General features: G+C 72.2%; 20 protein-coding genes. 9 read left to right on the plus strand and 11 right to left on the minus strand.

Features of this window, described 5'->3' with window-relative positions:
• Nucleotides 1–85 precede the first annotated feature (85 nt).
• Nucleotides 86–2,002: a 1-deoxy-D-xylulose-5-phosphate synthase gene (dxs, locus tag LN042_RS04530; RefSeq protein WP_230048633.1), complete on the plus strand. Its 1,917-nt coding sequence runs from the start codon at nt 86–88 to the stop codon at nt 2,000–2,002.
• Between the two features lie 69 nt (nt 2,003–2,071).
• Here dxs and LN042_RS04535 read toward each other — a convergent pair whose 3' ends face one another.
• From LN042_RS04535 to LN042_RS04560, 6 genes are all read right to left on the minus strand, one after another.
• Complete coding sequence (locus tag LN042_RS04535) at nt 2,072–2,521, minus strand: SPW repeat protein (protein WP_230048635.1); 450 nt, start codon at nt 2,519–2,521, stop codon at nt 2,072–2,074.
• 166 nt (nt 2,522–2,687) lie between these two features.
• Nucleotides 2,688–4,817, minus strand: a complete 2,130-nt coding sequence (locus tag LN042_RS04540) for a 3-hydroxyacyl-CoA dehydrogenase NAD-binding domain-containing protein (RefSeq protein WP_230048637.1) — start codon at nt 4,815–4,817, stop codon at nt 2,688–2,690.
• Between the two features lie 2 nt (nt 4,818–4,819).
• A complete protein-coding gene (locus LN042_RS04545) occupies nt 4,820–6,037 on the minus strand; it encodes a thiolase family protein (RefSeq protein WP_230048639.1) in 1,218 nt (405 codons plus the stop codon).
• Nucleotides 6,038–6,208: 171 nt separating this feature from the next.
• Entirely contained in the window at nt 6,209–7,453 is a 1,245-nt protein-coding gene (locus LN042_RS04550; RefSeq protein ID WP_230048641.1) for a ribonuclease D, read from the minus strand.
• Nucleotides 7,454–7,565: 112 nt separating this feature from the next.
• On the minus strand, nt 7,566–8,285 hold the full coding sequence (locus LN042_RS04555) for a response regulator transcription factor (RefSeq protein ID WP_230048643.1): 720 nt from the start codon (nt 8,283–8,285) through the stop codon (nt 7,566–7,568).
• A 302-nt stretch (nt 8,286–8,587) separates the two neighbouring features.
• Nucleotides 8,588–9,262, minus strand: a complete 675-nt coding sequence (locus tag LN042_RS04560) for a DUF3000 domain-containing protein (protein ID WP_230048645.1) — start codon at nt 9,260–9,262, stop codon at nt 8,588–8,590.
• 122 nt (nt 9,263–9,384) lie between these two features.
• Between LN042_RS04560 and hemE the strand changes: the two genes are divergently transcribed.
• Genes hemE through hemQ form a run of 3 tightly spaced genes read left to right on the plus strand, consistent with a single transcriptional unit; the run spans nt 9,385 to nt 12,634 of the window.
• Nucleotides 9,385–10,461, plus strand: coding sequence for a uroporphyrinogen decarboxylase (hemE, locus tag LN042_RS04565; protein WP_230048646.1), 1,077 nt, complete (start codon nt 9,385–9,387; stop codon nt 10,459–10,461).
• A 35-nt stretch (nt 10,462–10,496) separates the two neighbouring features.
• Nucleotides 10,497–11,918, plus strand: a complete 1,422-nt coding sequence (hemG, locus tag LN042_RS04570) for a protoporphyrinogen oxidase (RefSeq protein ID WP_230048648.1) — start codon at nt 10,497–10,499, stop codon at nt 11,916–11,918.
• A gap of 5 nt (nt 11,919–11,923) precedes the next feature.
• On the plus strand, nt 11,924–12,634 hold the full coding sequence (hemQ, locus tag LN042_RS04575) for a hydrogen peroxide-dependent heme synthase (protein WP_230048651.1): 711 nt from the start codon (nt 11,924–11,926) through the stop codon (nt 12,632–12,634).
• A 71-nt stretch (nt 12,635–12,705) separates the two neighbouring features.
• Here hemQ and LN042_RS04580 read toward each other — a convergent pair whose 3' ends face one another.
• From LN042_RS04580 to LN042_RS04600, 5 genes are all read right to left on the minus strand, one after another.
• Nucleotides 12,706–13,479, minus strand: a complete 774-nt coding sequence (locus tag LN042_RS04580) for a TIGR04222 domain-containing membrane protein (RefSeq protein ID WP_230048653.1) — start codon at nt 13,477–13,479, stop codon at nt 12,706–12,708.
• A 153-nt stretch (nt 13,480–13,632) separates the two neighbouring features.
• A complete protein-coding gene (gene msrB, locus LN042_RS04585) occupies nt 13,633–14,037 on the minus strand; it encodes a peptide-methionine (R)-S-oxide reductase MsrB (RefSeq protein WP_230048655.1) in 405 nt (134 codons plus the stop codon).
• Nucleotides 14,034–15,422, minus strand: coding sequence for a UDP-N-acetylmuramate--L-alanine ligase (gene murC / locus LN042_RS04590; protein ID WP_283843554.1), 1,389 nt, complete (start codon nt 15,420–15,422; stop codon nt 14,034–14,036). The genes msrB and murC overlap by 4 nt, the downstream gene beginning before the upstream one ends.
• A 115-nt stretch (nt 15,423–15,537) precedes the next feature.
• Nucleotides 15,538–15,996 (minus strand): indole-3-glycerol phosphate synthase, encoded by a 459-nt coding sequence (locus LN042_RS04595; RefSeq protein ID WP_230048657.1) that lies wholly within the window; start codon nt 15,994–15,996, stop codon nt 15,538–15,540.
• A 122-nt stretch (nt 15,997–16,118) separates the two neighbouring features.
• A complete protein-coding gene (locus tag LN042_RS04600) occupies nt 16,119–16,898 on the minus strand; it encodes a pyrimidine reductase family protein (protein WP_230048659.1) in 780 nt (259 codons plus the stop codon).
• Here LN042_RS04600 and zapE point away from each other — a divergent pair.
• The 5 genes from zapE (at nt 16,897) to LN042_RS04625 (ending at nt 21,565) form a co-directional block, all read left to right on the plus strand.
• The gene (gene zapE / locus LN042_RS04605; protein WP_249800610.1) at nt 16,897–17,991 is read left to right on the plus strand and encodes a cell division protein ZapE; all 1,095 of its coding nucleotides are present in this window, start codon (nt 16,897–16,899) and stop codon (nt 17,989–17,991) included. The genes LN042_RS04600 and zapE overlap by 2 nt on opposite strands.
• Before the next feature lie 75 nt (nt 17,992–18,066).
• Nucleotides 18,067–18,447, plus strand: a complete 381-nt coding sequence (locus LN042_RS04610) for a type II toxin-antitoxin system RelE/ParE family toxin (RefSeq protein WP_230048661.1) — start codon at nt 18,067–18,069, stop codon at nt 18,445–18,447.
• Nucleotides 18,444–18,752, plus strand: a complete 309-nt coding sequence (locus LN042_RS04615; RefSeq protein WP_230048663.1) for a helix-turn-helix domain-containing protein — start codon at nt 18,444–18,446, stop codon at nt 18,750–18,752. The genes LN042_RS04610 and LN042_RS04615 overlap by 4 nt, the downstream gene beginning before the upstream one ends.
• Before the next feature lie 63 nt (nt 18,753–18,815).
• Entirely contained in the window at nt 18,816–20,912 is a 2,097-nt protein-coding gene (gene uvrB / locus LN042_RS04620) for an excinuclease ABC subunit UvrB (protein ID WP_230048665.1), read from the plus strand.
• A gap of 71 nt (nt 20,913–20,983) precedes the next feature.
• A complete protein-coding gene (locus tag LN042_RS04625; protein ID WP_230048997.1) occupies nt 20,984–21,565 on the plus strand; it encodes a TerD family protein in 582 nt (193 codons plus the stop codon).
• Nucleotides 21,566–21,662: the final 97 nt, after the last annotated feature.

Here is a 21,662-nt window from a genome sequence, read left to right on the forward strand (position 1 = left end):
CGAAGTGCCGCACCGGCGGACATTAGACTCGACCAGTCGAGCGGGCCGCAGCCCACTCGCACCCACACCGACAGAGGAGGAACGGGTGTCCCTGCTGACCCGCATTCGGGGGCCGCGCGATCTCGACCGGCTCACCCCGGGGCAGCTGACTGCCCTCGCCGAGGAGATCCGGACCTTCCTCATCGAGGAGGTCTCCAAGACCGGCGGGCACCTGGGTCCCAACCTCGGAGTGGTGGAGCTCACCATCGCGCTGCACCGGGTCTTCGACTCGCCGCGTGAGCGGATCCTCTTCGACACCGGCCACCAGTCGTACGTGCACAAGCTGCTGACCGGCCGTCAGGACTTCAGCCGGCTGAAGATGAAGGGCGGCCTGTCCGGCTACCCCTCCCGGGCCGAGTCCGAGCACGACATGATCGAGAACTCGCACGCCTCCACGGTGCTGGGCTACGCCGACGGCATCGCCAAGGCCAACCAGCTGCTCGGCCACAAGGACTGCCCGGTGGTCGCGGTCACCGGTGACGGCGCCCTCACCGGCGGGATGGCCTGGGAGGCCCTCAACAACATCGCCGAGGCCCAGGACCGCCCGCTGGTCATCGTGGTCAACGACAACGAGCGCTCCTACTCGCCCACCATCGGCGGCCTGGCCAACCACCTCACCACGCTGCGCACCACCCAGGGCTACGAGCGCTTCCTCACCTGGGGCAAGGAGGCGCTGCAGCGCACCCCGGTGATCGGCGAGGGCCTGGCCGGCGCGCTGCACGGCGCCAAGAAGGGCCTGAAGGACTTCATCGCCCCGCAGGGCATGTTCGAGGACCTCGGCCTGAAGTACCTCGGCCCGATCGACGGCCACGACATCACCGCGCTGGAGTCGGCGCTGCGCAAGGCCCGCGGCTTCGGCGGCCCGGTGATCGTGCACTGCATCACCGAGAAGGGCCGCGGCTACCACGCGGCGCTGCAGAACGAGGAGGACCGCTTCCACGCGGTCGGCGTGATCCATCCGGACACCGGCCTGCCGGTGAAGAGCTCCGGCAAGGACTGGACCTCGGTCTTCAGCGAGGAGATGGTCGAGCTCGGCCGCGAGCGCAAGGACATCGTGGCGATCACCGCCGCGATGCTGCACCCGGTGGGCCTGGCCGACTTCGCCAAGGCCTTCCCGAAGCGCACCTTCGACGTCGGCATCGCCGAGCAGCACGCCGCGGTGTCGGCCGCAGGTCTGGCCACCGCCGGGCTGCACCCGGTGGTCGCGGTCTACGCGACCTTCCTCAACCGGGCCTTCGACCAGGTGCTGATGGACGTCGCCCTGCACAAGCTGGGCGTCACCTTCGTGCTCGACCGGGCCGGCATCACCGGTACCGACGGCGCCTCCCACAACGGCATGTGGGACATGTCGATCCTGCAGGTGGTGCCCGGCCTGCGGCTGGCCGCCCCGCGTGACGCCGACCAGCTGCGCGCCCAGCTGCGCGAGGCCGTCGAGGTCAAGGACGCGCCGACGGTGGTGCGCTTCTCCAAGGGCGCGGTCGGCCCGGCGGTGGCCGCGCTCGGTCGGATCGGCGGCATGGACGTGCTGCACGGCTCCACCGAGGCCGTCGTCGAGGGCGAGAAGCGGGCCGACGTGCTGATCGTGTCGGTCGGCGCGCTGGCCCCGATCTGCCTGGAGGCCGCCGCGCTGCTGGACGCCCAGGGGATCACCGCCACCGTGGTCGACCCGCGCTGGGTCAAGCCGGTGGACGCGGCGCTGCCGGGCCTCGCCGCCGAGCACCGGGTGGTGGTGACGGTCGAGGACAACGGGCGGGCCGGCGGGGTCGGCGCGGCCGTCGCCCAGGCGCTGCGCGACGCGGAGGTGGACCTGCCGCTGCGCGACTTCGGCATCCCGCAGGAGTTCCTGGACCACGCCAAGCGCGAGGAGATCCTCGCCGAGATCGGCCTGACCGGCCCCGACATCGCCCGTCAGGTGACCGCGCTGGTCGCCCGGCTGGACGTGGCCCAGACCGTCGAGGCCTGACGCCGCCCCGGACCCAGAGGACCTGCCCGGCCGTTCGCGGCCGGGCAGGTCCTCTCGTTCGGACGGGGGTCAGGCGCGGCGGCGGCGTTGCCTGCCCATCACTCCGCCCGCGGTGAGGGCGAGCAGGCAGGTCACGGCCCCGATCACCACCTGGTTCCAGATGATGCCCCGGCTCGCGCTGTGGCCGACGGTCACCACCCATGGGGAGATGATCAGGAACACGCCGGTCGCGAACATCGCCCAGGTGAGCCCGAACATCCGGGCCGGGGCGAGGGTCAGGCAGAGCCCGAGGACGGCGATGGCGATGCCGAGGATCACGTTGGTGACCACGAGCTCGTGGCTGGCGGCACTGAAGTGCACCACGTACGGCGAGATCGCCAGGTACAGGCCCGCCAGGACGACCAGGCCGTCCACGGCGACTCCGGACGGCCCGTCCATCATGCGTGCGTACCGGGCGCGCATCTCCGCGATGTCCGGATGGGTGCCCATATCACCGGCTCGATGTGAGACGTGGGCCATACGACTCGCCTCCTTCGACTGTGCAGGTCGGAACCGCTTGGCCTAACGGCATTATGCTCTTTGCCCGGTTTGGGTGTATACCGGAGCGCTCCGGACGCGGAAGGGCGCCTCCCTCCGGGGTCGGAGGAAGGCGCCCTTCGGTTTCGCCGGGGGAGCCGGGTCGGGCTCAGGCGGGCACGCTGGCCAGGCCCGGGGCCAGGAACCGCTTGCCGTTCACCCGCTCGGACACGCCCTCGCGGTCCAGGTACGGGGTGATCCCGCCCAGGTGGAAGGGCCAGCCGGCGCCGGTGATCATGCACAGGTCGATGTCCTGCGCCTCGCCGACGACGCCCTCGTCCAGCATCAGGCCGATCTCCTGGGCGACCGCGTCCAGCGCCCGCTCGCGGACCTGCTCCTCGGTGAGCACGCTGTCGCCGAAGGAGAGCAGCTCCAGCACCTCGGGGTCGAGCACCTGCCGGCCGTCCTGCCAGACGTAGAAGCCGCGCTTGCCGGCCTTGACCACCTTGGCGAGGTTCTCGGAGACGGTGAACCGCTCCGGGAAGGCGCCGTGCAGGGTCTCCGAGACGTGCAGCGCGATGGCCGGGCCGACCAGCTCCAGCAGCGCGATCGGGGACATCGGCAGGCCGAGCGGCTGCACGGCCTTCTCGACGGTCTCGAACGAGGTGCCCTCGTCGATGATGTTCTGGATCTCGCCCATGAAGCGGGTCAGGATCCGGTTCACCACGAACGCCGGGGCGTCCTTGGTGAGGACGGCCGTCTTCTTCAGCTTCTTGGCGACCGCGAAGGCGGTGGCCAGCGAGGCGTCGTCGGTCTTCTCGGCCCGGACGATCTCCAGCAGCGGCAGGATCGCGACCGGGTTGAAGAAGTGGAAGCCGACCACGCGCTCCGGGTGCTGCAGCTTGGAGGCCATCTCGGTGACCGACAGCGAGGAGGTGTTGGTGGCCAGGATCGCGGTCGGCGAGACCACGGCCTCCAGCTCGGCGAAGACGTTCTGCTTGACGCCCATCTCCTCGAACACGGCCTCGATCACGAAGTCCGCGTCGCCGAAGGCGGTCGCCTTGTCCAGGTGGCCGCTGACCAGGCCCTTGAGCTTGTTGGCCTTGTCCTGGTTGACCCGGCCCTTGGCGAGCAGCTTGTCGATCTCGCCGTGGACGTAGCCGACGCCCTTGTCGATCCGCTCCTGGTCGATGTCGGTGAGGACCACCGGCACCTCCAGGCGGCGGGCGAAGAGCAGCGCCAGCTGGGAGGCCATCAGACCGGCACCGACCACGCCGACCTTGGAGACCGGGCGCGCCAGCGACTTGTCCGGGGCGCCGAACGGCTTCTTGGCCCGGCGCTGCACCAGGTTGAAGGAGTAGATGCCGGCCCGCAGCTCGCCACCCATGATCAGGTCGGCCAGCGCCTGGTCCTCGGCGTCGAAGCCCTTCTGCAGGTCGGCGTCCTTGGCCGCGGCCATGATGTCCAGCGCGCGGTAGGCGGCCGGCGCCGCGCCGTGCACCTTGCCGTCGGCGACGGCACGGCCCCAGGCGATGCACTGGTCCCAGTTCTCGCCCCGGTCGATCTCCGGACGCTCGACGACGACCTCGCCCTTGAGGACCTTGGCGGCCCACAGGATCGACTGCTCCAGGAAGTCGGCCGGCTCGAAGATCGCGTCCGCGATGCCGAGCTCGAACACCTCCTTGCCCTTGAGCTGCTTGTTCTGGGCCATCGAGTTCTCGATGATGACCTTGACCGCGTTGGCCGGGCCGACCAGGTTCGGCAGGATGGTGCAGCCGCCCCAGCCGGGGACCAGGCCGAGGAAGACCTCCGGCAGCGAGAAGGCCGGCACGCCCGAGCTGACGGTGCGGTAGGTGCAGTGCAGGCCCACCTCGACACCGCCGCCCATCGCGGCGCCGTTGTAGAACGCGAAGCTCGGCACCGGCAGCGCGGCGATCCGCTTGAAGACCTCGTGGCCGCCCTTGCCGATGGCCAGCGCGTCGCCGTGCTCCTTGAGCAGCTCGACGCCCTTGAGGTCGGCGCCGACCGCGAAGATGAACGGCTTGCCGGTGATCGCGACGGCGGTGATCTTGCCCTCGGCGGCCTCCGCCTCGACCTGGTCCAGCGCCTCGGAGAGCTTCAGCAGCGAGCCCGGGCCGAAGGTGGTCGGCTTGGTGTGGTCGAAGCCGTTGTCCAGGGTGATCATGGCCAGCTTGCCGGCCTGCAGCGGCAGGTCCAGGTGGCGCACGTGCGCGGTGGTGACCACCTCGCCGGGGAAGAGCTCGGCGCCGCGGGTCAGCAGCTCAGTGGTGCTCGTCATGGTCACTTACCACCCTCGAAGTGCGGGTTCTCCCAGATGACCGTGCCGCCCATGCCGAAGCCGATGCACATGGCGGTCAGGCCGTAGCGGACGTCCGGGCGCTGCTCGAAGCGGCGGGCCAGCTGGTTCATCAGACGGACGCCGGAGGAGGCCAGCGGGTGGCCGAAGGCGATGGCGCCACCGTAGGGGTTGACCCGCTCGTCGTCGTCGGCGATGCCGAAGTGGTCGAGCATGGCCAGCACCTGCACGGCGAAGGCCTCGTTGATCTCGAACGCGCCGATGTCCTCGATGGTCAGACCGGCCTTGGCCAGCGCCTTCTCGGTGGCCGGCACCGGGCCGATGCCCATGACCTCGGGCTCCACACCGGCGAAGGCGTAGGAGACCAGGCGCATCTTGACCGGCAGGCCGAGCTCGCGGGCGACGTCCTCGGCGGCCAGCAGCGAGGCGGTGGCGCCGTCGTTCAGGCCGGCCGCGTTACCGGCGGTGATGTTGCCGTGCGGGCGGAACGGGGTCTTCAGGCCCGCCAGCGACTCCATCGTGGTGCCCGGGCGCAGCGGCTCGTCGACCGTGGCCAGGCCCCAACCGGTCTCGCCGACCTCGGGGTTGGTGTTGCGGATCGCGATCGGCACCAGGTCGGGCTGGATGTCGCCGTTGGCGTACGCCTTGGCGGCCTTCTCCTGGGAGCGCACCGCATAGGCGTCGCAGCGCTCCTTGGTGAGGTGCGGGAAGCGGTCGTGCAGGTTCTCCGCGGTCATGCCCATGAACAGGGCGGACTCGTCGACCAGCTTCTCGGAGACGAAGCGCGGGTTCGGGTCGACGCCCTCGCCCATCGGGTGCCGCCCCATGTGCTCGACGCCGCCGGCCACGGCGATGTCGTAGGCGCCGAAGGCGATGCCGCCCGCGGTGGTGGTGACGGCGGTCATGGCGCCGGCGCACATCCGGTCGATGGCGTAGCCGGGCACCGACTTGGGCAGGCCGGCCAGCAGCGCGGCGGTGCGGCCGATGGTCAGACCCTGGTCGCCGATCTGCGTGGTCGCCGCGACGGCGACCTCGTCGATGCGCTCGACGGGCAGGTTCGGGTTGCGGCGCACGAGCTCCCGGATGCACTTGACGACCAGGTCGTCGGCGCGGGTCTCGTGGTAGATGCCCTTCGGGCCGGCCTTGCCGAACGGGGTGCGGACGCCGTCGACGAAGACGACGTCCCGCGAGGTACGAGGCACGGGGGCTCTCCTCCCAGGGGACATGGCATGGTGCGCAGGAGTGCGCTCGCAACACGAGCAGCGCTGCTTCACCGGCCATGCTACTGGTCGGTAACCAACTTGCCCAGGGTCGGGTCCGCCAACTGGGCTGTGGCCCCCGCCACGTCCCGCGGGTCGGGCCCGCCCCAGGCCTCAGGCCTGGCTGCGGGCGGCCTTGAGGAAGGCCTGGGCCACCACGGGGGCCACCAGCTCGACCTGCCAGCCGCGAGCCCCGAGCGCCCGCAGCGCGCCGCCCACGGCCGGGGTGGTCGGCTCGGTCGGCGGCTCCCAGGAGACCCGGCGGATCAGCTCCGGGGTGATCAGGTTCTCGGCCGGCAGCTTCAGCTTCTCGGCCAGCTCCGTCACCGCGGCCCGGGCGCCGGTCAGCCGGGCGGCGGCCACCGGGTCCTTCTCGGCCCAGGCCCGCGGCGGCGGCGGACCCTCGTGCGGCGCGGTGGCCGGCGGCAGTTCGGTCTCCGGCACGGCCCGCGACCGGTCCAGCGCGGCCAGCCACTGCTCCAGCTGGCGCCGGTGCACCCGGGGGCCGAAGCCGGCCACCGCCTGCAGGGCGCCGACGTTGGTCGGCAGGGCGAGCGCGGCGGCCACGATCGCCGCGTCGGAGAGCACCCGGCCGGGGGAGACGTCGCGCTCCTGGGCGATCCGGTCCCGGGTCTGCCACAGCTCGCGCACCGCGGCCAGTTGCCGGCGGCGGCGGACCTTGTGCAGGCCGGAGGTGCGGCGCCAGGGGTCCACCCGGGGAGCGGGCCGGGGCGCCGCCACGATCGAGGCGAACTCCTCCAGGGCCCAGGCGAGCTTGCCCTGCGCGGTGAGCTCGGCTTCCAGGGCGTCGCGCAGGTCGACCAGCACCTCGACGTCCAGCGCGGCGTACTTCAGCCAGGGCTCGGGCAGCGGGCGGGTGGACCAGTCCACCGCGGAGTGCTCCTTGGCCAGCCGGTAGCCGAGCACGTTCTCGGTCATCGGGCCGAGCCCGACCCGGGGGAAGCCTGCGATCCGGCCGGCCAGCTCGGTGTCGAAGAGCCGTGCCGGGCGCATCCCCACCTCGGCCAGGCAGGGCAGGTCCTGGGTGGCGGCGTGCACCACCCATTCGGTGTCGGCCAGGGCCTCGCCGAGCCCGCTCAGATCGGGGCAGGCGATCGGGTCGATCAGCGCGGTGCCGGCGCCGGCCCGGCGCAGCTGGATCAGGTAGGCGCGCTGGCCGTAGCGGTAGCCGGAGGCCCGCTCGGCGTCGACGGCGACCGGACCGGTGCCCGATGCGAACGCCGTGAGCACCGCGGCCAGCCCCGCCTGGTCGGCGACCACCGGTGGCAGCCCCTCCCGGGGTTCGAGCAGCGGCACCGGGGCGGTCTCTACGGCGATGGCTTCAGCGGCGTCGGTCACCCACCAAGAGTACGACGAGCCCCGCCGGGTGGACCCTGATCGTCTGGCGCGGACCAGCTCGAATGCCAACGGCGGTCCGGAGGAAACGTTCCTCCGGACCGCGAGCGGACGCTCAGTGGATGATGCCGGTGCGCAGCGCGACCGCGACCATGCCGGCCCGGTCCCCGGTGCCCAGCTTCCGGGCGATCCGGGCCAGGTGGCTCTTCACGGTCAGCGCGGACAGGCCCATGGCGACACCGATCGCCTTGTTGGACTGGCCCTCCGCGACCAGCCGCAGCACCTCCACCTCACGGCCGGAAAGCTCGCGGTAGGCAGCCGGTGCCGCGCCGGGCGCACCACCGGGGGCGCCGGGACCGCCGGGCGCACCCAGGTGGCCGGGGGCACCGGGGATTCCGGGGCGGCGCATCCGTCCGGCCAGGCCGGCCGCGCCCAGCGGCAGGCCGGGGCGGCCCGGCATCGCGACATTGGTGCGGGTGCCGGTGACCACGTAGCCCTTGACGCCCCCGGCCAGCGCACTGCGCACCGCGCCGATGTCGTCGGCGGCGGACAGTGCCAGGCCGTTGGGCCAGCCCGCGGCCCGGGTCTCGGCCAGGATGGTCAGGCCCGAACCGTCGGGGAGATGGACATCCGCCACACAGATGTCGCGTGGCGTGGAGACCCGGGGGCGGGCCTCCGCGATCGACGAAACCTCGATGACGTCGCGCACCCCGAGTGCCCACAGATGACGCGTGACGGTGCTGCGGACCCGGGGGTCGGCGATCACCACCATCGCGGTGGGCTTGGTCGGGCGGTAGGCGACCACGTTTGCGGGGTGCTCTAGCAGGACCGACACCGTGCCTCCTGAGGGGAGTGGCGGACGGAACCCCGATGGGCGAAGGAGTCGGAGTGTTCCGCGTGTTTAAAGGGTCACAGACTGCTTCGGCATCATCCGTGCCCGGCTTTAGCGAATGATCACGATCTAGTGAGTCACAATACGGACGAATCGAGCGGATGATTGATACGACATGCCAAGCAAACGGTCGAAATCGAACACAAACGGCGTGAAACGGTCAGCCTGAGGTAGTCGGTTGACCACCCGTCACACCCGTGAGCAGGGGGTACCCGGGTTGCGGGGACCTGTTTGGCCGTCAGCCTTCAGTGTGAGCGGGGGCGGCGCCGCGCCGGCATCGGGACCACTCCGCCGAGTGACGCGGGGTCGGTCGGCGGCTGCGGCGCGGGTGCCGTCGGCGGCAGCCCGGCACAGACGCAGAGCAGGTCCGCCCAGGCCGTCAGGTGCCGCTCGAAGCGGCCGTCGGCCGGTGTCCAGGAGGCCCGGAGCTCGATCTCGGTGCTGTCCGGACGGTCCGACAGCGCGCCGAAGTACTGCGACGCGGCGTGGGTCACCGTGCCACCCGGCTCCGCGTACCCGGCACCGTGCGCCTGCAGCGCGTCCATCAGCCAGGACCAGCCGACCTCACCCAGCATCGGATCACCGGCGATCTCCGGCTCCAGCTCGGCCCGGGCCATGGTGACCACCCGGAACTCGCCATGCCAGGCCTCCTGGCCCGCCGGGTCGTACAGCAGCACGAACCGCCCGTCGGCCAGCTCCTCGCCCTCCACCTCGACCGTTGCGGTCACCGCCCAACTGAACGGGGCCAGCCGACGCGGCGCCGGCGTGGCCGACAGCTGCACCTCGGGGCGCACCGGTACGGCCGCGAGCGTCTCGACGACGCCGCGGAAGAGGCTGGCCGGCGGCTCCGCCGCGGGAGAGGAAGCCGACTCCTTGTTCGTTCCGCCGTGCTGCGCGGGGTTCCCACCGACCGATGCCATGAGCTGAAGACTAGGCCCTGCGCGGCAGTTCCCCCAGGACCGGCACGCAGCCCGGGCGGAGAAAAGGATCTTCAGAGGCCTCCGGGACCGGTGCGGACCACGGCGCGTGGGAGGATGAGGGGGTGAGTGAGACGACCGCAGCCCAGCCCGCCGCGCACCGCAGCGCCGCGTACGACTCCGCCTTCCTGCGCGCCTGCCGGCACGAGCCGGTGCCGCACACCCCGGTCTGGTTCATGCGGCAGGCCGGCCGCTCGTTGCCCGAGTACCACAAGGTGCGCGAGGGCGTCCCGATGCTGGACTCCTGCATGCGCCCCGAGCTGGTCAAGGAGATCACCCTGCAGCCGGTCCGCCGGCACAAGGTGGACGCGGCGATCTTCTACAGCGACATCGTGGTGCCGCTCAAGGCGATCGGCATCGACGTCGACATCAAGCCCGGCATCGGCCCGGTGATCGCCGACCCGATCCGCACCAGGGCCGACCTGCAGCGGCTGCGCCCGCTGGAGCCCGGCGACGTCCCCTACGTCACCGAGGCGGTCGGCCTGCTGGTCGACGAGCTCGGCGGCACCCCGCTGATCGGCTTCGCCGGTGCGCCGTTCACCCTGGCCAGCTACCTGGTCGAGGGCGGCCCGTCGAAGAACCACGAGCTGACCAAGGCCATGATGTACGGCGAGCCGGAGCTCTGGGCCGAGCTGGTGGACCGCCTCGCGGTGATCACATCCGCCTTCCTCCAGGTGCAGATCGAGGCCGGCGCCTCGGCCGTGCAGCTCTTCGACTCCTGGGTCGGCTCGCTGGCGCCGGACGACTACCGCCGCTCCGTGCTGCCGGCCAGCTCCAAGGTGTTCGACGCGGTCGCCCACTACGGGGTGCCGCGGATCCACTTCGGCGTCGGCACCGGCGAACTGCTCGGCCTGATGGGCGAGGCCGGCGCCGACGTGGTCGGGGTGGATTGGCGGGTCCCGCTGAACGAGGCGGCCCGCCGGGTCGGCCCCGGCAAGGCGCTGCAGGGCAACCTCGACCCCGCGGTGCTCTTCGCCCCCACCCGCGTGGTGGAGACCAAGACCCGCGAGGTGCTGCACGCTGCCTCCGCGCTGGGCACCAGCGGCCACGTCTTCAACCTGGGCCACGGCGTGCCGCCGAACATGGACCCGGACGCGCTCAGCCGCCTCGTCGCCTTCGTGCACGAGGCCAGCGCCCGCTGACCGCGCACTTCGTAAGCTCTGCGAGACTGCGAAGCATGGCTGAACCGCTCATGGCTGAACCACTGCCGAAGGCCGTCGTCATCGGCGGCGGCATCGCCGGCCTGGCCGCCGCCGCCCACCTGGGCGGCGCGGTCGGCGGACCGGCTCGCGCCCGGGTCGTGCTGCGCGAGGCGGGTGACCGGCTGGGCGGCAAGCTGCGCGGCGGCGAGGTCGGCGGAGTGCGCGTCGACCTGGGCGCCGAATCGATGCTGGCCCGCCGCCCGGAGGCGGTCGGGCTGGCCCGCGAGGTCGGGCTGGGCGACTTCCTGGAGGCCCCCACCGCCGCCAAGGCCGCGGTCTGGACCCGGGGCGCGCTGCGTCCGCTGCCGGGCGGTCAACTGATGGGAGTGCCGGGCGACCTGGAGGCGCTGGCCGCCGCCGCGGTGCTCAGCGAGGCCGGTCTGGACCGGGTGCGGCAGGAGCAGCCCGCCGAGGTGGGCGACGACGTCGCGATCGGCGCCTACGTGGCCGAGCGGCTCGGCCGGGAGGTGGTGGACCGGCTGGTCGAGCCGCTGCTCGGCGGGGTCTACGCGGGCCGCGCCGAGGAGATCTCGCTGCGCGCCGCGGTGCCCCAGCTGCTCGCCGTCGCCCAGGGCGGCGGCTCGCTGGTCGAAGGAGTGCGCCGGCTGCTGGACCGTGCCCAGGTGAGCGGCCCGGTCTTCGCCGGCCTGCCCGGCGGGATCGGCACCCTGCCGGGCGCGGTCGCCGAGGCCTGTGTCCGGGCCGGCGTCGAGCTGCGGCTGAACTCCCCGGTGACCGAGCTGCGCCGCACCCCGGACGGCTGGTCGGTGGACGGCGAGGCCTGCGACGCGGTGGTGCTCGCCGTGCCGGCCCCGGTCGCCGCCCGGCTGCTGGCCGTCGAGGCCCCGGCCGCCGCCGCCGAGCTGGCCGCCGTCGAGTACGCCGGCATGGCCCTGGTCACCATGGCCTTCCACCGCACCGACCTGCCCGAACCGCCGCCCGGCAGCGGCTTCCTGGTGCCGCCGGTCGACGGGCGGCAGATCAAGGCCGCCACCTTCTCCAGTCAGAAGTGGGGCTGGCTCGCGGAGTCCGCGCCGCAGGCCTTCCTGCTGCGCACCTCGCTCGGCCGCTACCGCGAGGAGGCCGCCCTCGGCCTGGACGACGCCGAGCTGGTCCGGCGCTCCCTCGACGACCTGCGGGAGGCCGTCGGCCTGACCGCCGTGCCGTACGCCACGGAGGTCACCCGCTGGCCGGCCGGCCTGCCGCAGTACCCGGTCGGCCACCAGCAGCGGGTGGCCCGGATCCGGGCCGAGGCGCAGCGGCTCGGCGGCCTGGCGCTGGCCGGCGCGGCCTTCGACGGCGTGGGCATCCCGGCCTGCGTGGGCAGCGCCCGGCGGGCCGCCGATGACGTACTGACTTCCCTGCCCCCGGGGCAGCGGGAACCGAAGGGACGATAGAGGACATGACTGAGACCACCGAGCAGCAGCCGAAGAAGAAGGCCCGCGACCTGAACCAGGTCATCCGCTACACCATGTGGTCGGTCTTCCGGCTGAAGGACGCGCTCCCCGAGGACCGCACCGCGCTCGCCACCGAGGTCGAGGAGCTCTTCGAGCAGCTGGACGCCAAGGACGTCACCATCCGCGGCAGCTACGACGTCTCCGGCCTGCGGGCCGACGCCGACCTGATGATCTGGTGGCACGCCGAGGACTCCGACGACCTCCAGGAGGCCTACAACCGGTTCCGCCGCACCGGCCTCGGCCGCCTGCTGGAGCCGGTCTGGTCCAACATGGCGCTGCACCGGCCCGCCGAGTTCAACAAGTCGCACATCCCGGCCTTCCTGGCCGACGAGCGGGCCCGCGAGTACGTCTGCGTCTACCCGTTCGTCCGCTCCTACGAGTGGTACCTGCTCCCCGACGAGGAGCGCCGGCAGATGCTGGCCGAGCACGGCATGATGGCCCGCGGCTACCCGGACGTGCGGGCCAACACGGTCGCCTCGTTCGCGCTGGGCGACTACGAGTGGCTGCTCGCCTTCGAGGCCGACGAGCTGCACCGGATCGTCGACCTGATGCGCGACCTGCGCCCGTCCCGGGCCCGGCTGCACGTGCGCGAGGAGGTGCCGTTCTTCACCGGTCGCCGCAAGCCGATCGGCGAGCTGCTGAACGGCCTCGTCTGAGCACCGCACGGGGTGCCGGGCGGCACGGGGGTCCCCCCGGCCGAAGGCCGGGGGGAGGCCCGTCGGGCGGGTCAGCCGCGCAGCGCCATCCGCAGCCGGGCGTCCGGCACCGCGCCGGCCCCGCCCATCGCCACCGCGGTGAGCAGCAGGCGCTCGGCGTCCGGCTCGGTGCCCCGGGGCTGCCGGGGCAGCCGCAGCTCCTCCAGTAGCCGCTGCCCGGCCGGCGCCGCCCACCGGGTGTACGGGTGCACGTCCACCCGGGCCATCAGCAGGGTGCCGGTGGTGAGGATCAGCGGGAGCGAGAACCAGGCGAAGGCGGCCGCGCCGTTCGGCTGCCCGGGCCAGCTGAACGTCATCGCGCCGACCAGCAGCAGTGCCGCCAGCACCAGCGCCTGGCGCACCTGGCGGACCGCCAGCAGCGTGTTCTCCCGGATCCCGACCGGGGTGGCCAGCCCGGCCAGCGACAGCCGCACCCCGATCTCGGCCACCGCCGGATGCCCCGCCAGGCTCTGCCGCAGCTCGCCGGTGCGGCACTGGCCCTCCGGGCCGATCGCGTCGATCAGCGCCCGTTCCAGCCGGTTGCGCCCGACCGGGTCGACCACCGTGGTCCAGCCGGTGTGCGCCAGGTGCAGCCGGCCGCGGCCGCTCATCAGCACCAGCGCCAGCTCCACCACCCGGCTCGGCCCGCCGGCCAGGTACGCGGTCTCGTAGAGCCCGAGCGAGGCGGCCCGGGTCTCCTCGCGCACCTGGTCCGTCATGGCGTCGGCGGTGGCCGCGGCCCGGACCAGGCGGAGGCAGGAGACCACCGCGACGACGCAGGCCGGCACCAGGAAGAGCAACCACATGGGCCTTGTTCTAGACCTCCGGCCCGACAATCGGCAGGGCCGGCCGGTGCGCGATACCGAATCGTGACCAACGCAAGGGCCCCTGACGGACCGGCAGCCGGGCACCGGGGCCGGCCGCCGGTCCGTCAGGGGCCGGTCAGGTGCTGCCGGGCGCTACTGCGCCGGCTTGAGCGTCAGCGAGATGCTGTTGATGCAGTAGCGCTGGTCGGTCGGGGTGGGGTAGCCCTCGCCCTCGAAGACGTGGCCCAGGTGGCTGCCGCAGCGGGCGCAGCGCACCTCGACCCGGACCATGCCGTGCGAGCGGTCCTCCAGCAGCTCGACGGCGTCGGAGCTGCGCGGGTCGAAGAAGCTCGGCCAGCCGCAGTGGCTCTCGAACTTGGTCTCGGAGCTGAACAGTTCGGCGCCGCAGGCCCGGCAGGCGTACACCCCGACGGTCTTGGTGTCGGTGTACTCACCGCGGAACGCCGGCTCGGTGCCGCCGCGCCGCAGCACCTGGTACTCCGCCGGGCTGAGCTGCGCGCGCCACTCGTCGTCGGTCTTCTGGATCTCGTACGTCATCGGGCAAGCTCCTCGAGGATCGCCGGGCCGAGGTTGGTGACGTCCCCGGCTCCCATGGTGAGAACCAGATCGCCCGTCTTGGCCATCCCGGCGAGCCGGGCGGGGGCGGCGCCGAACTCGTGCTCGGCGGTCACGTCGGCGCCGGCCCGGCGGGCGGCGTCGATGATCAGCTCACTGCTGACGCCCGGGATCGGGTCCTCCCGGGCCGGGTAGACGTCGAGCACCACCGAGGCGTCGGCGAGGGCCAGCGCCCGGCCCATCTCCTCGGCCAGCTGCTGGGTGCGGCTGAACAGGTGCGGCTGGAACAGCACCAGCACCCGGCCCGCGGCCGCGTCCCGGATCGCCTCCAGGTCGGCGGACATCTCGGTGGGGTGGTGGGCGTAGGAGTCGATCACCTGGACCCCGGCGGCCTCGCCCTTGAGCTGCAGCCGGCGGCGCACCCCGGTGTAGGAGCCGAGCGCCTCGGCCAGCTGCTCGGCGGGCACCCCGAGCGCGATGCCGGCGGCCAGCGCGGCCACCGCGTTGTGCGCGTAGTGCTTGCCGGGGACGGAGACGGTGAAGGCCAGCTCGGCGCCTTCCAGCTCCACGGTGACCTGGCTGGTCATGCCGCGCGGCACGACGGAGAGCACCCGCACGGTGGCGTCCTCGGCGGCGCCGACGGTCACCACGTTCAGGTCCTCGCGGCCGACCACCCGGGAGGTCAGCTCCCGGGCACCCGGGTGGTCCGCGGAGACCACCAGGGTGCCGCCGGGCTGGATCCGGCCGACGAAGGTCTCGAAGGACTCGTAGATCTCGTCCATGGAGGCGTAGTTGGCGTGGTGGTCCAGTTCCACGTTGAGGATGATCGCCACCTCGGGCGCGTACTTGTGGAAGCTGCGGTCGCTCTCGTCCGCCTCGGCCACGAAGATCTCGCCGGTGCCGTGGTGGGCGTTGGAGCCGGGCGCGTCCAGGTCGCCGCCGATCGCGTAGGACGGGTCCAGGCCGAGGGCGCCGAGGGCGACGGCGAGCATGCTGGTGGTGGTGGTCTTGCCGTGGGTGCCGGCCACCGCCAGGGCCCGGCGGCCGCCCATCAGCGCGGCCAGTGCGTCCGAGCGGTGCACCACCGGGATGCCGCGCTCGCGGGCGGCGGCCAGCTCGGGGTTGTCCGCCCGGATCGCGCTGGAGACGACGATGCTGCTGGCGCCGTCCGGCACGTTCTCGGCGGCGTGGCCCACGGCGACCGCGGCGCCGAGGGCGCGCAGTGCGAGCACCGTCGCGGACTCCTTGGCGTCACTGCCGGAGACCTTGGCCCCGCGAACGCTGAGGATCTTCGCCAGACCGGACATGCCGGCGCCGCCGATGCCGATGAAGTGCGGGGCGTGCAGGTCGTGGGCGGCGTCGTTCAAGGGAGTGCTCCGTAATGAAGTGGCGAATCGTCCTCGCGAGGGGGTCCCCCCGGCGGCAGGTCGGGGCCTGCCCGCAGGACGATTCTGCACCACGTCGAACGCGGCTCGGCTCCGGTCAGGTCTCGCTGGCGAACAGCTTCAGCACCGGGACGCCGACCTTGTGGCGGGCCTGGGAGGCCCAGTCGCGGTGGAAGAACTCCTCCACGAAGTGCGGCGCGGTGAGCACCAGCACCTCGTCGGCGCCGGTCTGCTCGACCACCGCGCGCAGGACGTCCAGCGGATGGTCCTCGACCAGCTGGCCGACCGCCTCGGCACCGGCCGCGTGCAGGTGCCGCAGGCTGTGCTGCAGCGACTCGCCCGCCACGCTGGCACCGCTGTGCTCGTCGTGCTCGTGCACCGCCTTGTCGAGGTGCCCGAGGGCCACGTCGTCCAGGGCGCGCAGCAGCTCGTCCGTCTTGCCCCGGGGCTGCATCAGGACGACGAAGGAGACCTCCTCCTCGCCGTGCAGCGTGGTGACCAGCTCCACGTCGGCGTCGGAGAGCGCCTTTTCGATCATCAGTACGGTCTTGAACACAAGAATCCCTTCCGTGTTGCAGGCCCCCGGGGTCCGGCGTCCCCTCTCATAGTGCCCGGAGGAAGCTTTCATCACGCGGCGCATGCAGCACTGGCGCCACGTGGGAGTGATCACATTGTCCGTCAGCTGACGGCAGTGCGGCAGTAACGGGCAAAGAGGAAACCTTTCTGCTCGATCAGCGACACCAACCGCATCCGCTGCGCGTCCACCAGCGGGGCGCCGTGCGTGATCCGCGGCGAGTCGCCGGCGGTCAGCAGCGGCGCCAGCGAGAGGCACAGCTCGTCCAGCAGCCCGGCCGCCGTCAGCTGGGCCAGCAGGCGCGGGCCGCCCTCCGACAGCTGCCGGGTCCAGCCGCGCGCGGTCAGCGAGGCGAGCGCGGCGGGCAGGTCGACGTCGCCCCGCCCCGCGATGACCAGCTCGGCGACCTCGGCCACCGCGGCCCGGGCCGCCGCCGGGGCGTCCTCGGTGGTGATCACCACGGTGGGCACCAGCGGCTCGGTGAACAGCGGGGCGGTCAGGTCGAGCCGCAGCGAGCGGCTGACGACCGCGATCGCCGGCGCGGGGCCCTGCCCGGCCGCCGCCCGGGCCGCCTGGAACTCGGCGCGCGCCCGGGCCGGCCGGTAGCCCTCGGCCCGCACCGTCTCGGCGCCGACCAGCACGACGTCCGACAGCGCCCGCAGAACCCCGAAGACGCGCTTGTCGGCCTCGCTGGAGAGCCCCTCGGAGAGCCCCCCCAACCGGGCCGCGCCGTCCAGCGAGGAGACCATGTTGCCCCGCAGCCAGGCCCTGCCCCCCTCCACCTGCGCGGGGTACGCGTAGACCTCGGCGAGGGCCGCGAGGGAGTCCTCCTCCAGGGCGGCGGCGAGGGCGGGGGACTGTGACGGAGAGATCAGCTGGCGCATGACAGCGAGTCTTCCACGGCCAGTAGGCTTGGGAACCGTGCCCGCAGCCTCCCACCCAGATGCCATAGCCGCCACCACCGCCGCCGGCCCCGCCGCGCTCGCCGAGCGCAGGCCCTCGGTGCCGGCCGAGCGACTGGTCGCCGAGATGGTCCCGCCGCCGCGGTTCGCGGGCGTGAGCTTCGGTTCCTACCTGCCCGACCCGACGCAGCCCAGCCAGTTCGAGGCGGTCCGGGTGCTGGAGGGGTTCGCCGCGGGGCTGACCGCCGCCGCGCCCAAGCGCGGCTGGTTCCGCAAGGCCGCCGCACCCGCCGGCCCGGCCGGGGTCTACCTGGACGGCGGTTACGGCGTCGGCAAGACCCACCTGCTGGCCTCGCTCTGGCACGCCGCCCCCGGGCCGAAGGCCTTCGGCACCTTCGTGGAGCTGACCAACCTGGTCGGCGCGCTCGGTTTCCAGCAGGCCGTGCGGACCCTCTCGGACCACAAGCTGCTCTGCATCGACGAGTTCGAGCTCGACGACCCGGGCGACACGGTGCTGGTCTCCACCCTGCTGTCCCGGCTGGTCGAGGCCGGGGTCAAGCTGGCGGCCACTTCCAACACGCTGCCCGAGAAGCTGGGCGAGGGCCGGTTCGCGGCCACCGACTTCATGCGCGAGATCCAGGGGCTCTCGGCGCACTTCACCACCGTGCGGATCGACGGCCAGGACTACCGCCACCGCGGCCTGCCCGCCGCCCCGGCGCCCTACACCGACGCCGAGGTCACCCAGCGCGCCGCCACCGTGCCGGGCGCCTCGCTGGACGACTTCCCGACGCTGCTGGCGCACCTCTCCGCCGTCCACCCCAGCCGCTACGGCGCGCTGCTCGACAACGTGCACGCGGTCTGCCTGCGCGGCGTCTGCCCGGTCGAGGACCAGTCCACCGCCCTGCGCCTGGTCGTCCTGGCCGACCGGATGTACGACCGCGAGCTCCCGATCACCGCCTCCGGCATCCCCTTCGACCAGGTCTTCTCCGACGAGATGCTCAAGGGCGGCTACCGCAAGAAGTACCTGCGCGCCATCTCCCGCCTCGTCGCCCTGGCCCGCGACTCCGCGAAGTAGTCCGCTTCCCGTCTCCCGTGACCCGCCGCCCCCACGCACGTTGACCCCCACAGGGAAGCGTGCGGAGGGAAGTTCATGCCTGCCCGGCCAGAGCTGTGCAACTGGAGCATCGAGTTGGAACCCGAGGTCCGGCAGTGGCTCGAACACTGCTCGATGGCCGAGTACCGCGCCGCGGAGCGGTTCGCTGACCGGCTGGCGGAGGAGGGTGGTGCGCTGCCGTTCCCGCTCGCGAGCCATCTCGGCGGGCCGGTGCGGGGGCTGCGGATCGGTGCGATGCGGGTGACCTACTGGCTCGCGCCGGGACGGCGGGCTGTACTGCTGACGGTCTTCCGCAAGACTAGGACCCGCGAGGCCGAGCAGGTCGAGCGTGCCCACCGGGCACAGAAGCTGTGCGAGGCGGAGCACCTGCCCGCCGGTGACCACGAGACCTACGGCCGGGAGGAGGAGCGAGGATGAGCAGCGCCCACCACGCCGGGTGGACAGTGCCGCCGGAGCACCGGGTGAGCGAGGAGTACCTGGCAGCTGGTCGACGCATGGCGCTGGCCGAAGCGGTGTACGCGCGTCGGTCGGCGCTCGGCTGGAGCCCCTCGGAGCTCGCCGAGCGGGCGGGGCTGACCGAGGAGGAGATCGAGAGCATCGAGGAGAGCGGCACCGATCCGACGCTTCCGCTCATCGAACGCCTGGCCAGGGCCCTCGATGTCGTGGTCCGTCTCGATCCGGCGCACGACCCGGCCATGAGCTTCGAGGCCCCCACGGCCTGAGTCCCGCCCGCTCGGCGGCGGGAGACCGCTCGGTTTGTCGGTCCCGGGTCGTACGGTGGGATCGTGCGACCCATCACGAGCATTGAGCGGACCACGGCGCCCTTCGAGGTCGTCAGCCCCTACCAGCCCAACGGCGACCAGCCGACGGCCATCGCCGAGCTGGAGCGCCGGATCCGCGCGGGTGAGAAGGACGTCGTCCTGCTCGGCGCCACCGGCACCGGCAAGTCGGCCACCACGGCGTGGATGATCGAGAAGCTCCAGCGCCCCACCCTGGTGATGGCGCCGAACAAGACGCTGGCCGCCCAGCTGGCCAACGAGTTCCGCGAGCTGCTCCCGAACAACGCCGTCGAGTACTTCGTCTCGTACTACGACTACTACCAGCCCGAGGCGTACGTCCCGCAGACGGACACCTACATCGAGAAGGACTCCTCGATCAACGAGGAGGTCGAGCGCCTGCGCCACTCCGCCACCAACTCGCTGCTCACCCGGCGGGACGTGGTGGTGGTCGCCTCGGTCTCCTGCATCTACGGCCTCGGCACCCCGCAGGAGTACGTCGACCGGATGGTCCCGCTCAAGGTCGGCGACGAGATCGACCGGGACGCGCTGCTGCGCCGCTTCGTCGACATCCAGTACACCCGCAACGACCTGGCGTTCACCCGGGGCACCTTCCGGGTCCGCGGCGACACCATCGAGATCTTCCCGGTCTACGAGGAGCTCGCGGTCCGGATCGAGATGTTCGGCGACGAGATCGAGACGCTCTACACCCTGCACCCGCTCACCGGCGAGATCATCAGCCAGGACGACTCCGTCTACGTCTTCCCCGCCTCGCACTACGTGGCGGGGCCGGAGCGGATGGAGCGGGCGATCAACGGCATCGAGGCCGAGCTGGTCGAGCGGCTGGCGCTGCTGGAGAAGCAGGGCAAGCTGCTGGAGGCCCAGCGGCTGCGGATGCGCACCACGTACGACATCGAGATGCTCCGCCAGATCGGCACCTGCTCCGGGGTGGAGAACTACTCGATGCACTTCGACGGCCGCGAGCCCGGCTCCCCGCCGAACACCCTGCTCGACTACTTCCCGGAGGACTTCCTCCTGGTGATCGACGAGTCCCACGTGACCGTCCCGCAGATCGGCGCGATGTACGAGGGCGACGCCTCCCGCAAGCGCACCCTGGTGGACCACGGCTTCCGGCTGCCGTCCGCGCTGGACAACCGCCCGCTGAAGTGGGAGGAGTTCCTGGAGCGGATCGGCCAGACCGTCTACCTCTCCGCCACCCCCGGCCCGTACGAGCTGTCCCGCGGCGACGGCCAGGTGGAGCAGATCATCCGCCCGACCGGCCTGATCGACCCCGAGGTGCTCGTCAAGCCGACGGAGGGTCAGATCGACGACCTGGTGCACGAGATCCGGGCCCGGGTGGAGAAGGACGAGCGGGTGCTGGTCACCACGCTCACCAAGAAGATGGCCGAGGACCTCACCGACTACCTGCTCGGCCTCGACATCCGGGTGCGCTACCTGCACAGCGACATCGACACGCTGCGCCGGGTGGAGCTGCTGCGCGAGCTGCGGGCCGGCAGGTTCGACGTGCTGGTCGGCATCAACCTGCTCCGCGAGGGCCTGGACCTGCCCGAGGTGTCCCTGGTGGCGATCCTGGACGCGGACAAGGAGGGCTTCCTGCGTTCCGGCACCTCGCTGATCCAGACCATCGGCCGCGCCGCCCGCAACGTCTCCGGCCAGGTCCACATGTACGCCGACCGGATCACCCCCTCGATGGAGAAGGCGATCGAGGAGACCAACCGCCGCCGCGCCGTGCAGCAGGCCTACAACGAGAAGCACGGCATCGACCCGCAGCCGCTGCGCAAGAAGATCGGCGACATCCTGGACACCCTGGCCCGCGAGGAAGTGGACACCGAGGAGCTGCTGTCCACCGGCTACCGGGGCGCCGACAAGGGCAAGAAGGCGGCGCCGGTGCCGGCCCTGGGCGCCGACCGCAAGGAGCCCGGCAGCCTGCCCGCCGCCGAACTGGCCCAGCTGATCCAGGACATGACGGAGCGCATGCACACCGCGGCCGCCTCGCTGCAGTTCGAGGTGGCCGCCCGGCTGCGCGACGAGGTCAAGGAGCTGAAGAAGGAGCTGCGCCAGATGCGGGAGGCCGGCATCGGTTGACGGCCTGGTGGCCGCGCCGGGCCCGGGCTTAGGGTGAAAGGAGCATGAGGAGCAAGAGGGGGGATGGCGCCGTGTCGGTGAGTCTGACCAAGGGTCAGCAGGTGAGCCTGCGGAAGTCGAGCGGGGAGACGCTCAGTCTGGTCCGGATGGGCCTGGGCTGGCGGGCGGCGCCGAAGCGGGGGCTGTTCGGCAGTCGCACCAGGCAGATCGACCTGGATGCCTCGGCCCTGCTCTACGCCGAGCACACCCCGAAGGACGTGGTCTTCTTCCAGCAGCTGGTGAGCAAGGACGGCTCGGTGCGGCACACCGGTGACAACCTGGTGGGCGGGGTCGGCTCGGGAGGTGACGACGAGTCGATCGTGGTGGACCTGACCCGGATCCCGGCTCAGATCACCCAGGTGGTGTTCACCGTCAGTTCGTACACCGGGCAGACCTTCGCCGAGGTGCAGAACGCGCATTGCCGGCTGGTCGACGAGGCCAACGGCCAGGAGCTGGCGCGCTACGAGCTGACCGGCGGCGGGGGGCACACCGGGCAGATCATGGCCAAGGTGTTCCGCGAGGCGTCCGGCGGCTGGGGCATGCAGGCGATCGGTGCCCCGGCCAAGGCCCGCACCTTCCAGGACATGCTGCCGGCCATCGAGCCCTACCTCTGAGCAGCAGCCTCCTTTACCTTCTCTTTGGATTTCCTGGTACTCTCCTTGTCAATCGGAGGGGAGTACTCCCCGCGGTGTCCCCGTCAGCACGGCGGCC

This window comes from Kitasatospora humi (assembly GCF_020907985.1).
Lineage (GTDB): Bacteria > Actinomycetota > Actinomycetes > Streptomycetales > Streptomycetaceae > Kitasatospora > Kitasatospora humi.